Here is a 16,685-nt window from a genome sequence, read left to right as displayed (position 1 = left end):
ATCGACGTGCGACGTCGATGGGTGAAGGTTCTGGTGATCACGGTCGTGGTGCTCGCCGCGCTCTTCACGGCTGCGGACCGGATAGCCGTGCACTACGCCGACAAGGAGGCCGCGCAGCTCGCCAAGGAGAAGTACGGCTACGGGAACACCACCGACGGCCACCTGGACGTGTCGATCGAGGGCTTTCCCTTCCTGACCCAGGTGGCGAGCCAGGACTTCGACCACGTGTCGCTCACCGCGAGCCGGTTCACCGTCGACACCATGAACAACGCGCAGGGCGGCTATCTGAACATCGACCGGCTCCAGCTGGACCTGCGGGGTGTGACGGTGACGTCGCTGGCGGCGCGCAGCGCGGAGGCGAACCTCGCCACCGGCACGCTGACCCTCTCGTACAAGGAACTGTCCGAGGTACTGACCCGGCTCGCGGGCCACGGCGGCCCGTTGCAGGTGTCCCGGGCGCCGGGGTCGAACGGCCAGGCGGCACGCGTGAAGGTCTCGGGCACCGTGGACGGGACGGCGTTGGACGCCACGGGCACACTGCTGGCGCAGGGCACCGAGTTCTCCCTGACGGTCCCCGGTGTCGAGCGGGCCGGTATGGACTGGCGGGTCGGTCTGCCGGAGGGCGTCGGTTTCGAAGCGGCGCGCGCCACCGCGGACGGCGTCGAGATCAGCCTCGTCGGGCACCAGGTGCGGCTCGGCTCGTCGCGCTTCGGAGCGTAGGGAGGTCCTCTGCGGCCAACGGGCCTGCGTGCGGCGGCGGTTGTCCGGGCGGGAGCACTCCGGTTCTACGCGAGCAGGCCCGCCCGGCGGGCGGCGGTGACGGCCTCGAGCCGGGTTCTGGTGCCGAGTTTGCGCATCGCGGAGCGCAGGTGGCCCTTCACGGTTTCCAGGCCGATGCCGAGCCGGTCGCAGATGACGAGGTTGGTGCAGCCCGCGGCGACCGCGGTCAGGACGTCCAGTTCGCGCGGCGACAGCCGCACCGCCGCCTCGCCCGCCGTCCGTTCGGAGCAGCAGCCCGACTCCAGCAGGGAACACACCTCGTGGAAGCGTTCCTTGAGGTGGGTCTCGCCGATGCCCGCCGTCAACTCCAATAACTCGGTATGGACTTCGTGCACCTGCGCCAGGGCGGTGGTGTCGTGGGGTGAGGCGGTGGTCCGTCCGGATCTGACCTCCGTGAGAAGCCGGTGCGCGTGCTCGTGGGACGCGAGGAACTGCTCGAGGTCGCGTGCCGCCTCCGTCACCGCGGTCAGTACGCGGTCGCCCAGCCGTAGCGCTTCGCGCGAGCCCACGAAGAGAGCGGCCCGCACCGTGGTTCCCACGATCACGGGCGCCGCCGCCATCGCCCGTACTTCCTCCGCCGCGATGAACGCGTCGTACTGGTGGGTGATCTGCCGGGCCGACCGGTAGTCGCTCACGGCTACCGGCCGACGTGTCGTCAGCACCTTGCCGAGCAGACCGGTGCCCGCCGGTATGGGGAACCCCCGGCGTTGCGGTGACTTCGCGCCGCTGGTCTCACCGATGCGCAGCAGCCGCGGGCCGACGACCCAGGCCGTCCCCGCGACGGGCAGACCGCTGTCCCTGCGCAGCGCCAGTACCGCGGCTCGGGCAGCGGCGGCCTCTTCGCTGTCTTCCGCCGGCAACATCACGGGGCTGACTCCCTACCTGGCCGAACCCGGCCGACACTCGGAGTCCCCCGCTGCGAGGCAAACAGTCCTGCAAGCGCTTCCTGGCCGTCAAGGGGAGTGCAGGCAAAGGTAATTGACGGTATGTCACATCCACTCCCCGCTGCCCGAACCGCGCGCCCGCCTCCCTCATCCGGGGGTAGCTCGGGCGGCCCGCTTTACCTCATGGTGGTGAAAGGGGAAGGCCGCTTCCAGCTCCAGAGAACGGGGTGTACGCCTGTATAACCTGTCGAGTCGACCCGCGCAGACCGAGGAAACGCATGACAGTGAAACCACCCCCCACATCGGACGACGACCGCCAGCTCAAACGCTCCATCGACGCGTTACGCCACACCGCCGGCGTGGATCTCACCTTCGGCGGTGTCGTGACCAGAGGGCGGCACGCCCAGCTCACCGAGTTCGCCGGCAATTCGACCAGAGCCCTCATGGGCCTGACCCTCGGGTTCGGCATGGGGCTCGGCGGGAAAGCGGTGGCTCTGCACCGCCCCGTCGCGGTCAACGACTACGCGAACTCGCGGCAGATCAGCCACCACTACGACCTCATGGTCGCCGCGGAGGGCATTCGCGCCGTCGTGGCGGCCCCCGTCGTGGTGAACCGGACGGTACGGGCGGTGATGTACGGGGCGGTCCGCCAGTCGGTCGGACTGGGCGACCGGACCGTCGACGCCGTCATGGACACCGCCCGCACCCTGGAACAGAACCTGGCGGTGCGCGACGAGGTGAGACGCCGTCTCGCCGAACTCGACGAGCCTCCGGAAGGCGAAGGCCGGCCGCCGGTGGGGGCGTCCCCCCGCTGGGAGACGATTCGCGAGGCGTACGCCGAACTGCGGGTCCTCGCCCAGCACCTCACGGACACCGACCTGCGTGACCGGGTGGCCGCACTGAGCGGCCGACTGGCCGGCGCGGGAGCCCCGGCGGACCGGCGCTCCCCGGCCCCGGTGCTGTCGGCGCGTGAACTCGACGTGCTGTCGTGCGTCGCACTGGGGCGGACCAACACCGACGTCGCGGATGAACTCGGCCTGCGGACCGAGACGGTGAAGAGCTATCTGCGCAGCGCGATGCGCAGGCTGGGATGCCACTCCCGGCTGGAGACGGTGACGACGGCCCGGCGTCTGGGCCTGCTGCCCTGACAGCGGAGGGCTCGTCACCGGCGCGTTCTGAGGCCGCCCGGCAGTCGCCGGGCGGCTCCAGGCGTTGGTCAAGAGGTCAGGGCCTCCTTGCGGAGACGCTCGAGGACGACCAGCCGGTCCTCCTGTTCGATCCGCGCGGTGGTGGAGCGCTCGGGGTAGCAGCGCATGAACATGTTGGTGAAGTGCGTTCCGTAGTGGATGAACTCGTCGGAGTCGGGGGCGTCCAGGGGGCGCGCCACGGCCTGGAAGGACGGCTCGTGGAAGTACGCCATGGTGAACCGCTCACGGTCGGCCAGGCGCACCTTGTGCGGGGTGGAGAGGAGCGTCCCGCCGGTGATGAACTGCATGATGTCGCCGGGGAAGACGGTGAACACCGAGGGGGTCGGGGGCACGAAGGTCCAGGGGTCCTCGTTCTCGTAGCGCCCCGCCATGGACTCCTCGGGCAGCCAGTTGCGTCCCCGGGTCTCACCCGGGACGGGCGGCCGTATGTAGAGGCCGCCGACCTCGTCCTGAGCCGCGATGACGAGCAGACCGTAGTCGGTGTGGGAGCCGATGCCGCGCTCGGTGGTGGCGTCGGCCGGCGGGAAGCGCAGGACCCTCATGTGGTGCCAGCCGTCCTCCGTGAGCCGCGTGAAGTGCTCCATGTCGTCCAGGCCGAGGCCCAGCGCGGTCAGTCGGAGCAGCCGGTGCCCGATGTCGCCGACGGCGGCCATGTAGTCCTTCATGGCCGCCGCGTAGTCCTCGGACGGCCAGGGGGCGGGACCGTGGCAGGGCCATTTGTCGAGGACGCGGGGGTCGTCCTCGGGGATGTCGGGGCAGACGGTGAAGATCTCCGAGCCGTCCTTCTCCCCGGCCGTCTCCTCCTCACCGGAGGCCACGTATCCGCTGTAGGTGACGTCGGAGACGTGCCCGGCCTTCTCCTTCAACGGGCGGGCGACGAAGGCCCGAGAGGCGGCGAGGGCTCGTGCGGTGGCGGCGTCCTGTTGGGGGGTGGCCAGGATCTGGAAGATGCCGTCGGCCTGCCAGGCGGCGACGAGCGCCTGGCCGAGTAAGCGGTCGGCGTCGCTGCCGTCGACGGTCAGGGGCAGTTGGAAGGTCTGCAGTTCGGTCATGTGCACCACGATGAACCGGACGTATACGATCCACTACCCCCTTCTGAGGGGCCCGGCAGGGTGGGGGGACCGCGGATCCGTGCCCACGACGGCATCATGACGCGCTCAGTATCATCAGCAGCCCCGCACCGGCGGGCGCTCACCCGGGAGGGACCTGAACATGATCATCTTCGGCACCAAGGGGTACCTGTACCAGCTCGCGATACTCACGCTGGTGTGCGGGCAGTGCGGAAACCCGTCGGCGCACGCGCTCCGGAAACGCGTCACGAAGTTCACACTGTTCTTCGTGCCCCTGTTCCCGTTCTCCACGAAGTACACGACACAGTGCACCTTCTGCGGTGTCGAACAGAAGGTGACCAAGGAGCAGGCGGAGCACCTGCGGAGCAGCGGCACCGAGGGCCGGACGCACACGCCGTCGCAGCAGCAGTCCTACCGCCCGCGATGATCCGCACCTGACGCGGCGGGCCCGCCGCCGTCGAGCAAGCCCATAAGTCCATTTTATGAGCTCATAACCCCGACCCCCGTACCAGCTTAGGCTTGCCTTAGTTTAGGCTTCACTTCGAAGATCTTGTCATCGCTCGAAGGGAACCTGATCATGCCTCGCCCTCTGCGGGTGGCCATTGTCGGAGCCGGCCCCGCCGGGATCTACGCCGCCGACGCGTTGCTCAAATCCGCAGTGGCCGCGGAGCCCGGCGTGTCCATCGACCTCTTCGAGCGGATGCCGGCCCCGTTCGGGCTGATCCGGTACGGAGTGGCCCCCGACCACCCCCGCATCAAGGGCATCATCACGGCTCTGCACCAGGTGCTCGACAAGCCGCAGATCCGTCTCTTCGGCAACGTCGACTACCCGAGCGACATCAACCTGGACGATCTGCGCGCCTTCTACGACGCGGTGATCTTCTCCACGGGCGCCACCGCCGACCGCGCACTCGACATACCCGGCATCGAGCTCGAGGGCTCGTACGGGGCGGCGGACTTCGTCTCCTGGTACGACGGTCACCCGGACGTGCCGCGTACGTGGCCGCTCGAGGCGGAGAAGGTCGCGGTCCTCGGAGTCGGCAACGTCGCTCTCGACGTGGCGCGCATCCTGGCCAAGACGGCGGACGAACTGCTGCCGACCGAGATCCCGCCGAACGTCCACGAGGGCCTGGGGGCCAACAAGGCGCTCGAGGTCCACGTCTTCGGGCGTCGCGGCCCGGCGCAGGCCAAGTTCAGCCCGATGGAGCTGCGCGAGCTGGACCACTCCCCCAACATCGAGGTCATCGTCGACCCCGAGGACATCGACTACGACGAGGGCTCGATCGCGACCCGGCGCGGCAACAAGCAGGCCGACATGGTCGCGAAGACGCTGGAGAACTGGGCGATCCGCGACATCGGCGACCGCCCGCACAAGCTGTTCCTGCACTTCTTCGAGTCGCCGACCGAGATCCTCGGCGAGGACGGCAAGGTCGTCGGCCTGCGGACCGAGCGGACCGCTCTGGACGGCACCGGCAACGTCAAGGGCACCGGCGAGTTCAAGGACTGGGACCTCGGAGCGGTCTACCGCGCGGTCGGCTACCTCTCCGACAAGCTGCCCAAGCTGCCCTGGGACGTCGAGTCGGGCACCGTCCCCGACGAGGGCGGCCGGGTGATCGAGGACACCGGCAGCCACCTCACGTCGATGTACGTCACCGGCTGGATCCGGCGCGGCCCCGTCGGGCTGATCGGGCACACGAAGGGCGACGCCAACGAGACCGTCGCCAATCTGCTGGACGACTACACGAACGGCCGTCTGCCCGAGCCCGCTTCGCCCGCGCCGGAGGCCGTGGACGCGTTCCTCGGCGAGCGGAACGTCCGCTTCACCACCTGGGAGGGCTGGCACCGGCTGGACGCCGCGGAGAAGGCTCTGGGTGAGCCCCAGGGTCGCGAACGCGTGAAGATCGTCGAGCGCGAGGACATGCTCCGAGCCAGCGAGGCGTAAGCCGCACCGAGTACACAGCACGAGCGACGAGGAAGGCCCGGCCCGCGGAACACCGCGGGCCGGGCCCTCGTCGTTTCTCAGCCGGACGATCGTCCGTCGTCGAGCTCCCGGCCCTGCGCACGCAGACTGCGCAACGCCAGCAGGAGTACGCCGATGTCGTCGAGGTAGACGGGGTCGGGCACAAGGTCGGTCGGGAGCACCAGATAGAGGACCGCGCCCCAGAAGACCCAGCGCGGGCCGGTGGGCAGGCCCGCGCGCCGCAGGTCCCGGCGGGCGCGCACCAGCCGTACCAGCAGTGTGCCCGCCACGGCCAGCGCGGCTGCCGCGAGGGCCGCCGCGATCAGGATCAGTGTCGTGGTGGAATCCATGGCCCCTCCGCCGTTCGTCCTTCTCCCTCTACGACTTCCCCTTCACCATGTCTCCACACCGCGGTCTCCACGCCTCGGAGTACGGCACATTTGAGCCACGCCAGGGGCCGGGATAGTACGGACCTTAGCCGTCGGGGCGGATTTCCGCAGGTTGCGGCGGGCGGCAAAGCGAGAGCCAAGAGCATGAATGAGCCAGTACAAATCAGTAATTCACAGCGAGTTGATTGTTCCGGATCGGCGCTGCCATAATCCGCTTCCTGACCCGCCATCACCCCCGGCGGCGCCCGCATCGTAATTCACTCGGCGAAGCGTCCGGATTCACCATTCCCCCACCAGGTCCGCACCATAATGCAGCAAAGAAGGTGCGTTCATGTCCAATTATTTCATGCGGCCGGAAGAGCCGCCCGCATACAGCCGGACGTACCCCGAACCCGCCCCGGAGCGGACGATCCACGGCCATCCTGAATTTCAGTCACTTCGGAACGGATACCGCCGCTTCGCGGCACTGTCGACGGCGCTCGCCGTCGGCGGGTTCCTGCTGTACGTCCTGTTGTCGAACTTCGCCCCCGGAATCATGAACCAGCCGCTGGCGGGCCATATGACGCTCGGGCTCACCCTCGGTCTCGGGCAGTTCGCGGTGATGGCGGTGACCGCCTGGCGCTATGTACGGCGAATGCGCACCAGCTTCGATCCGGTCGCCCAGGGGCTGCGCGCCCACCTGGACGAGCGTCGGTCCGGACAGCACGGTCCGGCCGAGCGGGACGGCGTTCGTCCGCAGAGCACAAGGGGGTTCCGCACGTGGTGACCATCGGTGCCGGGGTCGTCGACCCGTTCAGCCGGCAGCTGACCTTCGTGCTGTTTCTCTCGGTCGTCGTGGTCACACTGTTCGCCGCGCTGCTGATCGCCCCACAGCGCGACGAGGTCGCCGAGTTCTATCTCGGCAACCGCCTGATGTCGCCGCTGCGCAACGGGCTCGCGATGTGCGGGGACTACCTGTCGGCCGCGACCCTGCTGGGCAGCACCGGACTGGTCGCCCTCACCGGCTACGACGGACTGCTGTACCTGTGCGGCACCACGGTCGCCTGGATGATGGTGCTTCTGGTGATCGCCGAACCGCTGCGCAACTCGGGCAGGTTCACCCTCGGGGACACCCTCGCGCTACGGCTGCCCCAGGGCGGACGGGCGGTCCGGATCGCGCTCGCCGTCTGCACCCTGACCATCTGCTGTCTCTATCTGGTGGCCCAACTCGTCGGCAGCGTCGCCCTGTTGACCCAGTTCACAGGCGTTCCCAGCACCACCACCCGCACTCTGTGTGTCGTTGTCATCGGCACCATCGTCATCGTGTACGCCTCCCTCGGTGGTATGCCAGGCGCGACGTTCATCCAGATCGTCAAGGCCGTGATGCTCATCTCCGGCGTCGCCGTCACGGCCGTCATGGTGCTGCACCGCTTCGACTGGAACGTCAACGCCCTGCTGGAGGCCGCCACCGAGAACAGCGGCTTCGGCCAGCGATTCCTGGAGCCCGGTCTGCGCTACGGCGCGAGCACCACCAGCAAACTCGACTTCCTCAGCCTCCAGTTGGCCATCGTGCTCGGTCTCGCCGCACTCCCCCATGTGATGATGCGGCTGCTCGCCCCGCGCTCCACCAACGTCCTGCGCTCCTCGGTCGTGTGGGCCGCGGGTCTGGTCGGCTTCGTCTGCCTGGCCGCCGGCATTCTCGGTCTGGGCGCCACCGCTCTCGTGGGCCGCGAGTCCATCGTCGACACCGACCCGAAGGGCGACGCGGCCGTTCTGCTGCTCGCGCAGTCCATCGGCGGCGGAGTCCTCACCGCGCTGCTGTCCTGCCTCGCCTTCGTCACGCTCCTCGCGGTGGCGGCGGGTCTGACCCTCGCCGCCGCCTCGTCCCTCGCCCACGACCTGTACGGCGAGGTCATCCGCAAGGGGCGCGCCACCCAGGCCGAGGAACTCGGCGCGGCCCGGCTGGCCGCCGTACTCATCGGCATGCTGGGCATGGGGCTGGCCCTGCTGTCGTGGGAGACCAACGTCTCGACGCTGGCCTTCCTCGCCTTCGCCATCGCCGCCTCCGCCCTGCTGCCCACGCTCCTCTACAGCCTGTTCTGGCGCCGGTTCAACTCGCGGGGCGCCCTGCTCAGCCTGTGCGGAGGGCTGGTCTGCTCGGTGCTGCTGGTCGTGTTCTCGCCGGTGGTCTCGTCGACCTCCTCCTCCATCTGTCCGACGGTGGACTTCGCCTGGTTCCCGCTGCAGAACCCAGGCATCGTCTCCATCCCGGCGGGCTTCCTCCTCGGCTGGCTGGGCACCGTACTGACGCCACGTCAGGAGGACTCGTCGTACGAGGAGTTCGAGGTGCGCGCGCTCATCGGAGCCGGAGCCGACGCCGAGTAACCGCCGAGGCGGACGCGCCGCCTCAGTGCCGGGGCAGCGGACGTCCGCGCGCCCAGTGCAGCAGGACCAGGGAGCAGAGCGCGGCGAGGGCGCACCAGGTCGACACGAACTCCAGTCGCCACAGCGCCCAGCACACGGGCGCGCCCACACCGGCCAGGATCCCGAACAGCAGCAGTCGGCGGTCGCCGGAGAGGAGGAGTGAGCCGACCGTCGCGAGCAGGTAGCCCGCGAGGATCAGTCCGGAGTGGGAGAGATGGACGGTGTACCCGACTGTGTGGCCCCGGATGTCCGCGGTCACCTGGTGCGTCGCCAGGTTGTACGCGAGTGCCGTGCTCGTCGCGAGGCCGGCGGCCAGCGGCAGCAGGAGGCGGCGTCGCGCGGTCCTGGGGGCCGCGCACAGGACGGCTGCCGGCACCCACAGGGCGAGCAGCGGGAGGGCGATGACGGCCCAGGCCAGCGTCGCAGGACCAGGGCCACCGCCCGCCCGCCAGACCAGGGACTCGACGATCTGGTGGGCCCCCAGAAGCAGGGGCAGCGCGGCCAGCGGCAGATCACGGCCCCGGCCCGTCCGGGCCACGGCGCCCACGCTCGCCACGCCCACGACGGCGACGCCCACGCCCGCCACGAGATCCGCCGTCGCACTCCAGCACATCGCACCGCCACCGGGTCAGTCGTCGTAGGCCTTGGCCTCACAGCGGATCACGGTGCGCCCGGGGCCGCACGCCGGGCCTCGGCACCTGGGGTCTGTCGTTTGGATCACGCCTGGGCCGCGGGGTGTGGCACGCACTCCCCCGGAGGGGGACCCCCAGCCGCGTTGTCGTCAGTTGCCGACTCCCCCACTCTCGACTTCGCTCAACCGGGGGACCCCCCATCGCGTCGACGCCCTCCTCCGCCTTACAGCTGCACGCACCACACCCCGCCCACCGGCAGACAACGGCGCCGCAGCCCGAAACCGGCGTGATCCAAACGACAGGCCCCAGCCGCAGGTCGGGCACGTCGCGCCGATCACGCGGGGCGGTGCGCCACGACGGCGAACATCGTCACCGACATGTGCAACGCGCCCCTCTCCGCGGCCTCGGTCAGCTCCGCGTACAGACTCTCGCGCTGCTCCTCGGTCATCAGGCCACGCCGTACGGTCGACTCACCCAGCATCCGCACCAGCGGCCAGGGCACCGTCGCGTTGTCCTGGATCAGGGCCTGCGAGCCCTGGTCGTCGATGACCAGTCCCGCTGCGGACAGCTGGCCGAGGAGTCGGCGCCCGGAGTACGGGTTGGCCGCCGCGGCCAGGGCTCCGGACATGAGCGCGGCCACCGCCTCGGGGTCGCCGGGGTGCAGCAGTGCGGTCGCCCAGTCGGAGTCGACGAGCGCCACGCGTCCGCCGGGGCGCAGGACCCGGGCGATCTCGCCGACGGCCTTGTCCGGTTCGGAGAGGTGTTGCAGGACCCGTTCGCACCAGACCACGTCGACGGTGGCGTCCGGCATCGGGAGAGCGAGCGCGTCGCCGCCCAGGAAGCGGGCCGGACTGCCGGCCGCCGCCGCCCGCTGCTCGGCGACCGCGCGCAGCGCCGGGTTCGCCTCGATGCCCAGCGCGTCGCCGGACGGTCCGACGGCCGTCGCCAGTGCCAGGGTCTGGGAGCCCGTGCCGCTTCCCACGTCGATCACTCGGTCGCCCGGACGGAGGGCCAGCGCGCTCTGGGTCCAGGCGCGCAGCCGTCGCACGCCCGCGGCCTCGTCCTGCGCGTCCAGGGCCGCGACGAGCCGTGCGACGTCCGCCGTGGAGAAGTTGCGCGCGTGGAACTCCGATGTGGGCTGTGCGGGCCGTGTGTGCTGTGTTTCCCCCATACGGCCCACTCTATGAGTCACTTACGGCCCGAACCACCGCTGCCGAAGGATCCGCTGTTGCCCGGCGACCAGCGCGGACGGGTCTGGTCCTCGCCCCGCTTGGTCCCGGAGGCATGGAGATTGTGGGGGTTGAGCCGTTCGCCCTCTTCCGTGGCGGGCGGCACCTCGTTGGGCGCGCGCTGCTCCCGCTCCTCGCGCACGGGCCCCGACTCCGGCAGCCTGGGCTGCTCGTCGGGGCTGGGCGGGGGCGACTCCGCCTCCTTGGTCCTCACTCCCAGCCGGACGGCCCAGATCAGCAGGGCCACCACGATCAGGCCACCGGCGAAGGCGGCGATCACATTGAGTACGTTGCTCGATGCGGCGAGTACCTGTCCCGCGTCTGCTGCTTCTGCCGTGTTCATGGCCGCCGAGTGCCCCGAAAGCAATCGGCTACTCGCATCCCGGAGCGCGGAAGTGATCGCGGGCGCGGGGAACGGCCGCACCCCCGTGCCGGCCGCGCCGCGCCCGCAAAAGTGAACTTACGTCCGTACGGACACGATGTGTATCTCGCCCGTGCCCTCTCCGGTGCGCCGAACACTCAGTCGTGCACAGTCGCGTCCTGATGGTCCCGCTTCGCCCGGCCGACCGCCGGTTCGTCGAGGTCGCCGAGGGCCAGATGAGCGAGGACGACCTCGTACAGGTCGCTGCCTCCGGCGAGGAGCTCGCGTTCCAGGACGGGTTCCGCGCTGCGTACGTGGTCCCGTACGGTCTGCGCGTGGATGCCGAGCACCTGTGCGGTGCGTTCGGAGTTTCCGCCGGCGGTGATCCAGGTGCGAACCGTCCGCCGCAGGTCGCGGGTGTCGGTGGCGAGACGCCCGAGGAGGCTGTCCGCCCAGGCCAACAGGGCTTCCGTACGCAGCAGTTCGGTCAGTCCGGCCGCCGGGGCCCCGGGCGCGCGCGGTCCGTCGGGGGCGGCCGCCTGGGTGTTCAGGGCCAGTTGGACGGCGGCCCGGGTGGTGAGGTCCGAGAAGTCTGCTTCGAGCAGGCCCTCCACGCGTTCCATCCGGGCCCGCACGGTGTTGCGGCTGACGCCGAGGATGATCGCCGTCTTCACGGCCGTGAAGGAGAAACCGAGGCGGGTGGTGGCGAGGAGTTCGGCGCGGGTGTGGTGGGGCAGGTCGTCGAGCGGGCTGAGCAGCCGGTCCGCCCAGCCGCGCAGCGCGGGCGGGTTCATCAGCCGCTCGGGGTGCGTGCGTTCCGCGTACACGGCGGCCCTGTCCGAGCGGAAGCGGGCCACGGCGAGGGCGCTCACGGCCTGTCCGTACGCCGTGGCCGTCTGGGCCAGGTTCTGCCCCACGCTGCCGCCGATGAACGTGTCGGGATGGCCGCCGACGACCGAGCGCAGTTCCGGGCCCGCCAGGTCGTGCCCGCGTTCCATGGGCGCCACGACGATCAGGTGCTCGTCCACGGCCGGGCAGCGGACGATCAACGCGTGCCCCTCGGCTGCCGCCTGGCAGTCCTCGGCGAGGTCGTCGCGTCGCGCGGCGTGGCCCTCCAGTACGTAGACGCGGGCGGAGTCGGTGTCGAACAGGCCGGGCCAGAGGCCGGCGGCGACCCGGCGGGCGGCGATGATGTCGCCCACCATCAGCAACTGGAGGATGGCGAGCCTGAGGTCGGCGGTCGCCCGGTCGAGGCGGCGTACGGCGCCGGCCGTCTCGCGTTCCCGCAGGAGCAGTTCGAGCACCCAGACGGTGCGGGCGACGATGTCGGTGGCCCGCCGGTCGAAGGGCCGGCGGCGGGCCACCCCGAGGACGCCCTTGGTGTCGGGGTGCCCGAGTCCGGCCAGCCGGACGTGGTGTCCCGGGGTGTCCACCGCGGCAGAAGCGATTCTGCCCGTGGCCACGTCCGTCACCAGGGCGTCGTCCGCGGGCAGTCGGGTTCCGGCGAGGAGGGTGCCGGTCACGTCCTGGAGGGACACCTCCGCCTCGATGGCTCCGGCGAGCCAGGTGGTCACCCCGTTGATGTCGCGGGCGGCCGGCCTGAGCTGCTCGAGGAGGCCGTACGCCCAGTCGCCGCAGGTGCCGTCACGTCCGCCTCCGGTCCTGCTGCCCAACACGACGGCTCTCCCCAGGTCGATCACGTGCGCACCGCACCGGTCCGGAATTTACCCCACGGAGGGCATAGGCTCGACGGATGGCAAGGTACTTCGACGTCCATCCCGACAACCCGCAGCCCCGCACGATCAGTCAGGTCGCCGACAGCATCCGCTCCGGTGCGCTGATCGCGTACCCGACGGACTCCTGTTTCGCGCTGGGGTCCCAGCTCGGCAGCCGTGACGGCATCGACCGCATCCGGTCGATCCGGCAGCTCGACGACCGTCACCACTTCACTCTGGTCTGCCAGAACTTCGCGCAGCTCGGCCAGTTCGTACAGGTCGACAACGACGTGTTCCGGGCGGTGAAGGCGTCCACGCCGGGCAGTTACACCTTTATTCTCCCCGCGACCCGCGAGGTGCCGCGCAAGATGCTGCACCCGAAGAAGCGGACCGTGGGCGTGCGCATCCCCGATCACACGGTCGTGCAGGCCCTGCTGGCGGAGCTGGGCGAGCCGCTGCTGTCCAGCACGCTGCTGCTGCCCGACGAGAAGGAGCCGCTGACGCAAGGCTGGGAGATCAAGGAGCGGCTCGACCATGTCGTGGACGCGGTCGTCGACTCCGGGGACTGCGGTACGGAGCCGACGACGGTCATCGACTTCTCCAGCGGCGAGGCCGAGATCGTCCGCCGGGGCGCGGGGGACACGTCCCGCTTCGAGTGACGGCGCCCTGACGTCGTTGTCACGGCGGTGCGGGGTGCGCGCGGGGCGTGGGCTGTGCATGGTGGTAGGAGGTCCGGTCGAGCAAGGAGACGTCATGCCGATCCAGAACTCCGATTCGCCCTCTCCGTCCGACGACACCACGACCCCCGACGCCCTGCTCCACACCGGTGCGGAGCATGGCGCCTCGGCCGAGGATCTGGTGTTGGCCACGGGCCGTGACCTCACTCCGCGCACTTTGGCCTGGGCGGAGCGGAAGCTGGCGAAGGAGGGGGCTGCGGCGTTGGACAAATTGTTGCCCTGAGTTGTTCGAGTGCCCTTGATCGTGGTTCGTTTGCTGCGGGCCGGTGGGGGCTTGTCGCGCAGTTCCCCGCGCCCCTTAGGTCAGTTCTGCGAGCCCGTGGCGCACAGTCAAGGGTTCGAAAGTGATCCTCGTACGGGCGCTGTCCTCGGCCCATTGGATTTCCACCGCCGTGCCTGCTGCCTCCACGCCGGAGACGACCAGCTCGGGTACGACCGGTTCCGGGTCGGCTGTCAGGGTTGCCAGGGACGCGTGGAGTGAGGTGCCGGAGGTCTCGGTGGTCAGGCGGGGGACGATGGCCCAGCGGGTGTAGGCGGTGCCCTGGGGGGCGCGGGCCTCCTCCGCTTGCGGGGTCCAGCCGTACAGGCCGTGCAGGGTCGATGTCACCTCCTCCTCCGGGCCCGTCGCCCAGCCCGTGTGGGTGACGCGGGTGCCGGACGGAGCGCCGGTCACGCGGTGGACGCGCAGTTCGTGGCGGCCTCGTACCACCGTGACGCTCTCCACCCGCAGTCCCGGCACCATGGGCGGCCCGGCGGTGAAGACCGGCCGGTGCCAGGACGCGGCCCAGCCCCAGCCGTCCCCGTGGCCCGCGCCCAGCGGGTGGATGCGGCGGCGCACACTGCCACGGCCGCCGATCTCCACGGAGAGGTGGTTGTCGGCGAGGTTCGCCAGGGCTGTCGGGCCGGAGTGCGTCGAGTAGGCCTGGCGGCCGTAGTGCGGGTCGTCCTCGGCCGCCGTCTCGCCCTCGTGCGGGCGGACGTGGTCGCTGCCGTGGTTGTGGAGCCGTACGATCCCGTCCGCGCGGGTCGACTGCACCAGCAGCCCCGGGGCGGGCAGCGCGAGCACCCGGTCGGCCTCCTCGACCGGTGCCGGTTCCTCCCCTGCCGTCCACAGCGGGGCGTCGGCGGGGGCAAGGAGCGAGATGAAGGCCTTCGAGGCCCAGTACGGGGAGGCGGGGCCCGAGTAGGTCTGGAGCGTGGCCGGGTGCGGGCCGTGCCAGCCGAGGGTGAGCAGGCCGTCGTCGGTCAGGGCTCCACGGTCGAGGAAGTGGCGCAGGTTGCCGCTGATCAGCCGGCGGCTCGCGCCGGGAGTGAGCGGGGTGTGGCCGGTCAGGGCTCCCAGGCCCACGGCGGCGGAGGCGGCGAAGCGGTAGGAGAGGGAGCGGCCGAAGTGGATCGGGGCGCCGTCTCCACCGAACATCAGCGCGAAGCCCTCGAGGTGTTCACGCAGCCGGGGGCCGTACAGGGCGGACAGTTCGCCGTCGTCGGCGAGGTGGGCGTCGAGGACCGGGTACAGGTGCAGCGCCCAGCCGTTGTAGTGGTCGAAGGCCCGGCCGTCGCCGTCCGCGTACCAGCCGTCGCCCCGATACCAGCTCTCCATCAGCTCCAGGGCGTGTTCGCGGGCCCTGGCCGTCTCCGCGTCGCCGCGTCCCACGGACTCCAGGAAACCGGCGACCGTGTAGGGGAAGAGGTACCAGTTGTTCGGCGCGGGTGAGTGCCGCAGCGAGCCGCGCAGCCATTCCTCCGCCCGGTCCTGTACGGCGGAGTCGAGCCGCTTCCACAGCCAGGGCGCCGTCAGTCTGAGGCCGAGGGCCACGGAGGCCGACTCGACCATCGGCTGGCCCTGGACGTCGTGGTCGAGGATGAGCGGCCAGGACTCGGTGTCCGCGCGGCCCGGGGTGCGGGTGCCGGCCGTGAGGCCCTGGGCGTACCGGTCGAGCCAGCCGTGCGGGTCGTCGCCGCCGGCGCCCGCGACGCGGAAGGCGGCGGCGAGGAAGGTGCGGGCGTAGCCCTCGAGACCGTCGGAGCGCACACCGGAGCGCGACGGGACGCCGGGCAGGTCGAGCAAGGCGCCGCCGGGGGTGCTGAAGCGCCATGCGGCGGCCAGCAGCCCGTCCGCCACGGCCTCCCAGTGGGCCCGCGTGTACCCGGTGCACGGGCTCGTCCCACGGTCCTCGGGCGGGAAGGCGAAGGGGATGCGGCTGCTGGTGATACGGGCCGTGCTGCTCATGCGAGGAAGGCCAGCCTTTCGCGTCGTACGGGATGCCGGAAACCCGCGCCGGATGCCCAGTGCTCCGTCTCGGCGACGGCGACATCGGCCAGGCGGCGCCATTCGTTGCCCTGGGATCCGGCGAGGTGGGGAGTGAGGAGCACGTCGGGGCAGTCCCACAACGGGTGCTCGGCGGGCAGGACTTCGGGGTCGGTGACGTCGAGCACGGCGCGGATGCGGCGCGCCCGTACGGCGTCGGTGAGGGCGTCCTGGTCGACGACGCCTCCTCGGGCGGTGTTGATGAACACGGCTCCGGGACGCATGGCGTCGAGCAGGGCGCGGCTCACCAGGCCCCGGGTGGCGGGCAGCAGCGGGGTGTGCAGGCTGACCGTGTCGGAGCGGGCGAACAGCGCGTCCAACTCGACCCGCTCCACGCCCAGTTCGGCCACGTCGGCGTCGGTGACGTACGGGTCGTACAGGAGGACGTCGAAGTCGTGGGGGCGCAGTAATTCGATGACGCGGCGGCCGATGAGGGAGGCCGAGACGATACCCACGGTCCGGCGGTAGTTGCCGATCGTGTGGGAGGTGCGCAGCCAGTTGTCGCGGGTCTTGGTGGTGGCGTAGGCGTGGGCCCGTTCCAGCACCTGTTTTCCGCTCAGCAGGATCATGGCGAGGGTGTACTCGGCGACCGGCAGGGCGTTCGCGGCGGCGGCGGAGGACACCTCGATGCCGCGTTCCCAGCAGGCGTCGGTGACATGCGGGCGGACGCTGCCCGCCGTGTGCACGACCGCCCGCAGCCGGGGTGCCGCCTCGAGGACGTCGGCGTCCAGTACGGGGCAGCCCCAGCCCGTGACCAGGAGATCGACGTCGGCGAGGATCTCGCGTGCGCTCTCCGTGCCGAAGTCGTCGAGGACCGGCAGCGGGGCGAGGTCGCAGACGGCGGCGAGGGCGGCCAGCGAGGCGGGATCGAGGACGGCGGCAGCGGCGTCCGGGGACATGGCGAGGGCGGCACGGGGGCGGAAGCCGGGGCCCGGCGAGTACATGGTCATTCGGGTCGGTCACTCCTTGCTGCGAGACAGGGAAATCCTGATCGGCGCAGAGGAAACGG

The 16,685-nt window shown here is 70.6% G+C and carries 17 protein-coding genes; 8 read left to right on the top strand and 9 right to left on the bottom strand.

Annotated features, from left to right (window positions below; all coding sequences use genetic code 11):
* Nucleotides 1-6 precede the first annotated feature (6 nt).
* Complete coding sequence (locus PV396_RS32115) at nt 7-720, top strand: DUF2993 domain-containing protein (protein ID WP_319210602.1); 714 nt, start codon at nt 7-9, stop codon at nt 718-720.
* A gap of 65 nt (nt 721-785) precedes the next feature.
* Here PV396_RS32115 and PV396_RS32110 read toward each other — a convergent pair whose 3' ends face one another.
* A complete protein-coding gene (locus PV396_RS32110) occupies nt 786-1,643 on the bottom strand; it encodes a LuxR C-terminal-related transcriptional regulator (RefSeq protein ID WP_319210600.1) in 858 nt (285 codons plus the stop codon).
* 299 nt (nt 1,644-1,942) lie between these two features.
* Here PV396_RS32110 and PV396_RS32105 point away from each other — a divergent pair, with 299 nt between their 5' ends.
* Complete coding sequence (locus PV396_RS32105; RefSeq protein ID WP_319210598.1) at nt 1,943-2,812, top strand: helix-turn-helix transcriptional regulator; 870 nt, start codon at nt 1,943-1,945, stop codon at nt 2,810-2,812.
* Between the two features lie 68 nt (nt 2,813-2,880).
* Here PV396_RS32105 and PV396_RS32100 read toward each other — a convergent pair whose 3' ends face one another.
* On the bottom strand, nt 2,881-3,924 hold the full coding sequence (locus PV396_RS32100; RefSeq protein ID WP_319210596.1) for a 2-oxoglutarate and iron-dependent oxygenase domain-containing protein: 1,044 nt from the start codon (nt 3,922-3,924) through the stop codon (nt 2,881-2,883).
* A gap of 160 nt (nt 3,925-4,084) precedes the next feature.
* Between PV396_RS32100 and PV396_RS32095 the strand changes: the two genes are divergently transcribed.
* Both PV396_RS32095 and PV396_RS32090 read left to right on the top strand, forming a co-directional pair.
* Nucleotides 4,085-4,369: a zinc-ribbon domain-containing protein gene (locus PV396_RS32095; RefSeq protein ID WP_319210594.1), complete on the top strand. Its 285-nt coding sequence runs from the start codon at nt 4,085-4,087 to the stop codon at nt 4,367-4,369.
* Nucleotides 4,370-4,519: 150 nt separating this feature from the next.
* Complete coding sequence (locus PV396_RS32090) at nt 4,520-5,884, top strand: FAD-dependent oxidoreductase (RefSeq protein WP_319210592.1); 1,365 nt, start codon at nt 4,520-4,522, stop codon at nt 5,882-5,884.
* A 77-nt stretch (nt 5,885-5,961) separates the two neighbouring features.
* Here PV396_RS32090 and PV396_RS32085 read toward each other — a convergent pair whose 3' ends face one another.
* Nucleotides 5,962-6,252, bottom strand: a complete 291-nt coding sequence (locus PV396_RS32085; RefSeq protein WP_319210590.1) for a YkvA family protein — start codon at nt 6,250-6,252, stop codon at nt 5,962-5,964.
* Nucleotides 6,253-6,622: 370 nt separating this feature from the next.
* Between PV396_RS32085 and PV396_RS32080 the strand changes: the two genes are divergently transcribed.
* Both PV396_RS32080 and PV396_RS32075 read left to right on the top strand, forming a co-directional pair.
* On the top strand, nt 6,623-7,057 hold the full coding sequence (locus PV396_RS32080) for a DUF485 domain-containing protein (protein ID WP_319210588.1): 435 nt from the start codon (nt 6,623-6,625) through the stop codon (nt 7,055-7,057).
* The gene (locus PV396_RS32075) at nt 7,051-8,655 is read left to right on the top strand and encodes a cation acetate symporter (protein WP_319210586.1); all 1,605 of its coding nucleotides are present in this window, start codon (nt 7,051-7,053) and stop codon (nt 8,653-8,655) included. Before PV396_RS32080 ends, PV396_RS32075 begins: the two co-directional genes overlap by 7 nt.
* 22 nt (nt 8,656-8,677) lie before the next feature.
* Here PV396_RS32075 and PV396_RS32070 read toward each other — a convergent pair whose 3' ends face one another.
* From PV396_RS32070 to PV396_RS32055, 4 genes are all read right to left on the bottom strand, one after another.
* Nucleotides 8,678-9,307 (bottom strand): DUF6629 family protein, encoded by a 630-nt coding sequence (locus tag PV396_RS32070; RefSeq protein ID WP_319210584.1) that lies wholly within the window; start codon nt 9,305-9,307, stop codon nt 8,678-8,680.
* 353 nt (nt 9,308-9,660) lie between these two features.
* Nucleotides 9,661-10,497, bottom strand: a complete 837-nt coding sequence (locus tag PV396_RS32065; RefSeq protein WP_319210583.1) for a methyltransferase domain-containing protein — start codon at nt 10,495-10,497, stop codon at nt 9,661-9,663.
* A 17-nt stretch (nt 10,498-10,514) separates the two neighbouring features.
* On the bottom strand, nt 10,515-10,898 hold the full coding sequence (locus PV396_RS32060; RefSeq protein ID WP_319210582.1) for a DUF6479 family protein: 384 nt from the start codon (nt 10,896-10,898) through the stop codon (nt 10,515-10,517).
* 176 nt (nt 10,899-11,074) lie between these two features.
* Nucleotides 11,075-12,589: a helix-turn-helix domain-containing protein gene (locus PV396_RS32055; RefSeq protein WP_416071512.1), complete on the bottom strand. Its 1,515-nt coding sequence runs from the start codon at nt 12,587-12,589 to the stop codon at nt 11,075-11,077.
* Between the two features lie 80 nt (nt 12,590-12,669).
* Between PV396_RS32055 and PV396_RS32050 the strand changes: the two genes are divergently transcribed.
* Nucleotides 12,670-13,290: an L-threonylcarbamoyladenylate synthase gene (locus PV396_RS32050; protein ID WP_319210578.1), complete on the top strand. Its 621-nt coding sequence runs from the start codon at nt 12,670-12,672 to the stop codon at nt 13,288-13,290.
* A gap of 94 nt (nt 13,291-13,384) precedes the next feature.
* A complete protein-coding gene (locus tag PV396_RS32045) occupies nt 13,385-13,591 on the top strand; it encodes a hypothetical protein (RefSeq protein ID WP_319210577.1) in 207 nt (68 codons plus the stop codon).
* 75 nt (nt 13,592-13,666) lie between these two features.
* On the opposite strand, the gene PV396_RS32040 is transcribed toward PV396_RS32045, so the two are convergent.
* Complete coding sequence (locus tag PV396_RS32040; protein WP_319210575.1) at nt 13,667-15,598, bottom strand: DUF2264 domain-containing protein; 1,932 nt, start codon at nt 15,596-15,598, stop codon at nt 13,667-13,669.
* Complete coding sequence (locus tag PV396_RS32035) at nt 15,595-16,626, bottom strand: hydroxyacid dehydrogenase (RefSeq protein ID WP_319210573.1); 1,032 nt, start codon at nt 16,624-16,626, stop codon at nt 15,595-15,597. Before PV396_RS32035 ends, PV396_RS32040 begins: the two co-directional genes overlap by 4 nt.
* Nucleotides 16,627-16,685 lie beyond the last annotated feature (59 nt).

It is taken from the genome of Streptomyces sp. ME02-8801-2C (assembly GCF_033793965.1).
GTDB lineage: Bacteria > Actinomycetota > Actinomycetes > Streptomycetales > Streptomycetaceae > Streptomyces.
Note: the sequence above shows the minus strand (reverse complement) of the source record. Positions and strands in the feature narration are given on the sequence as shown.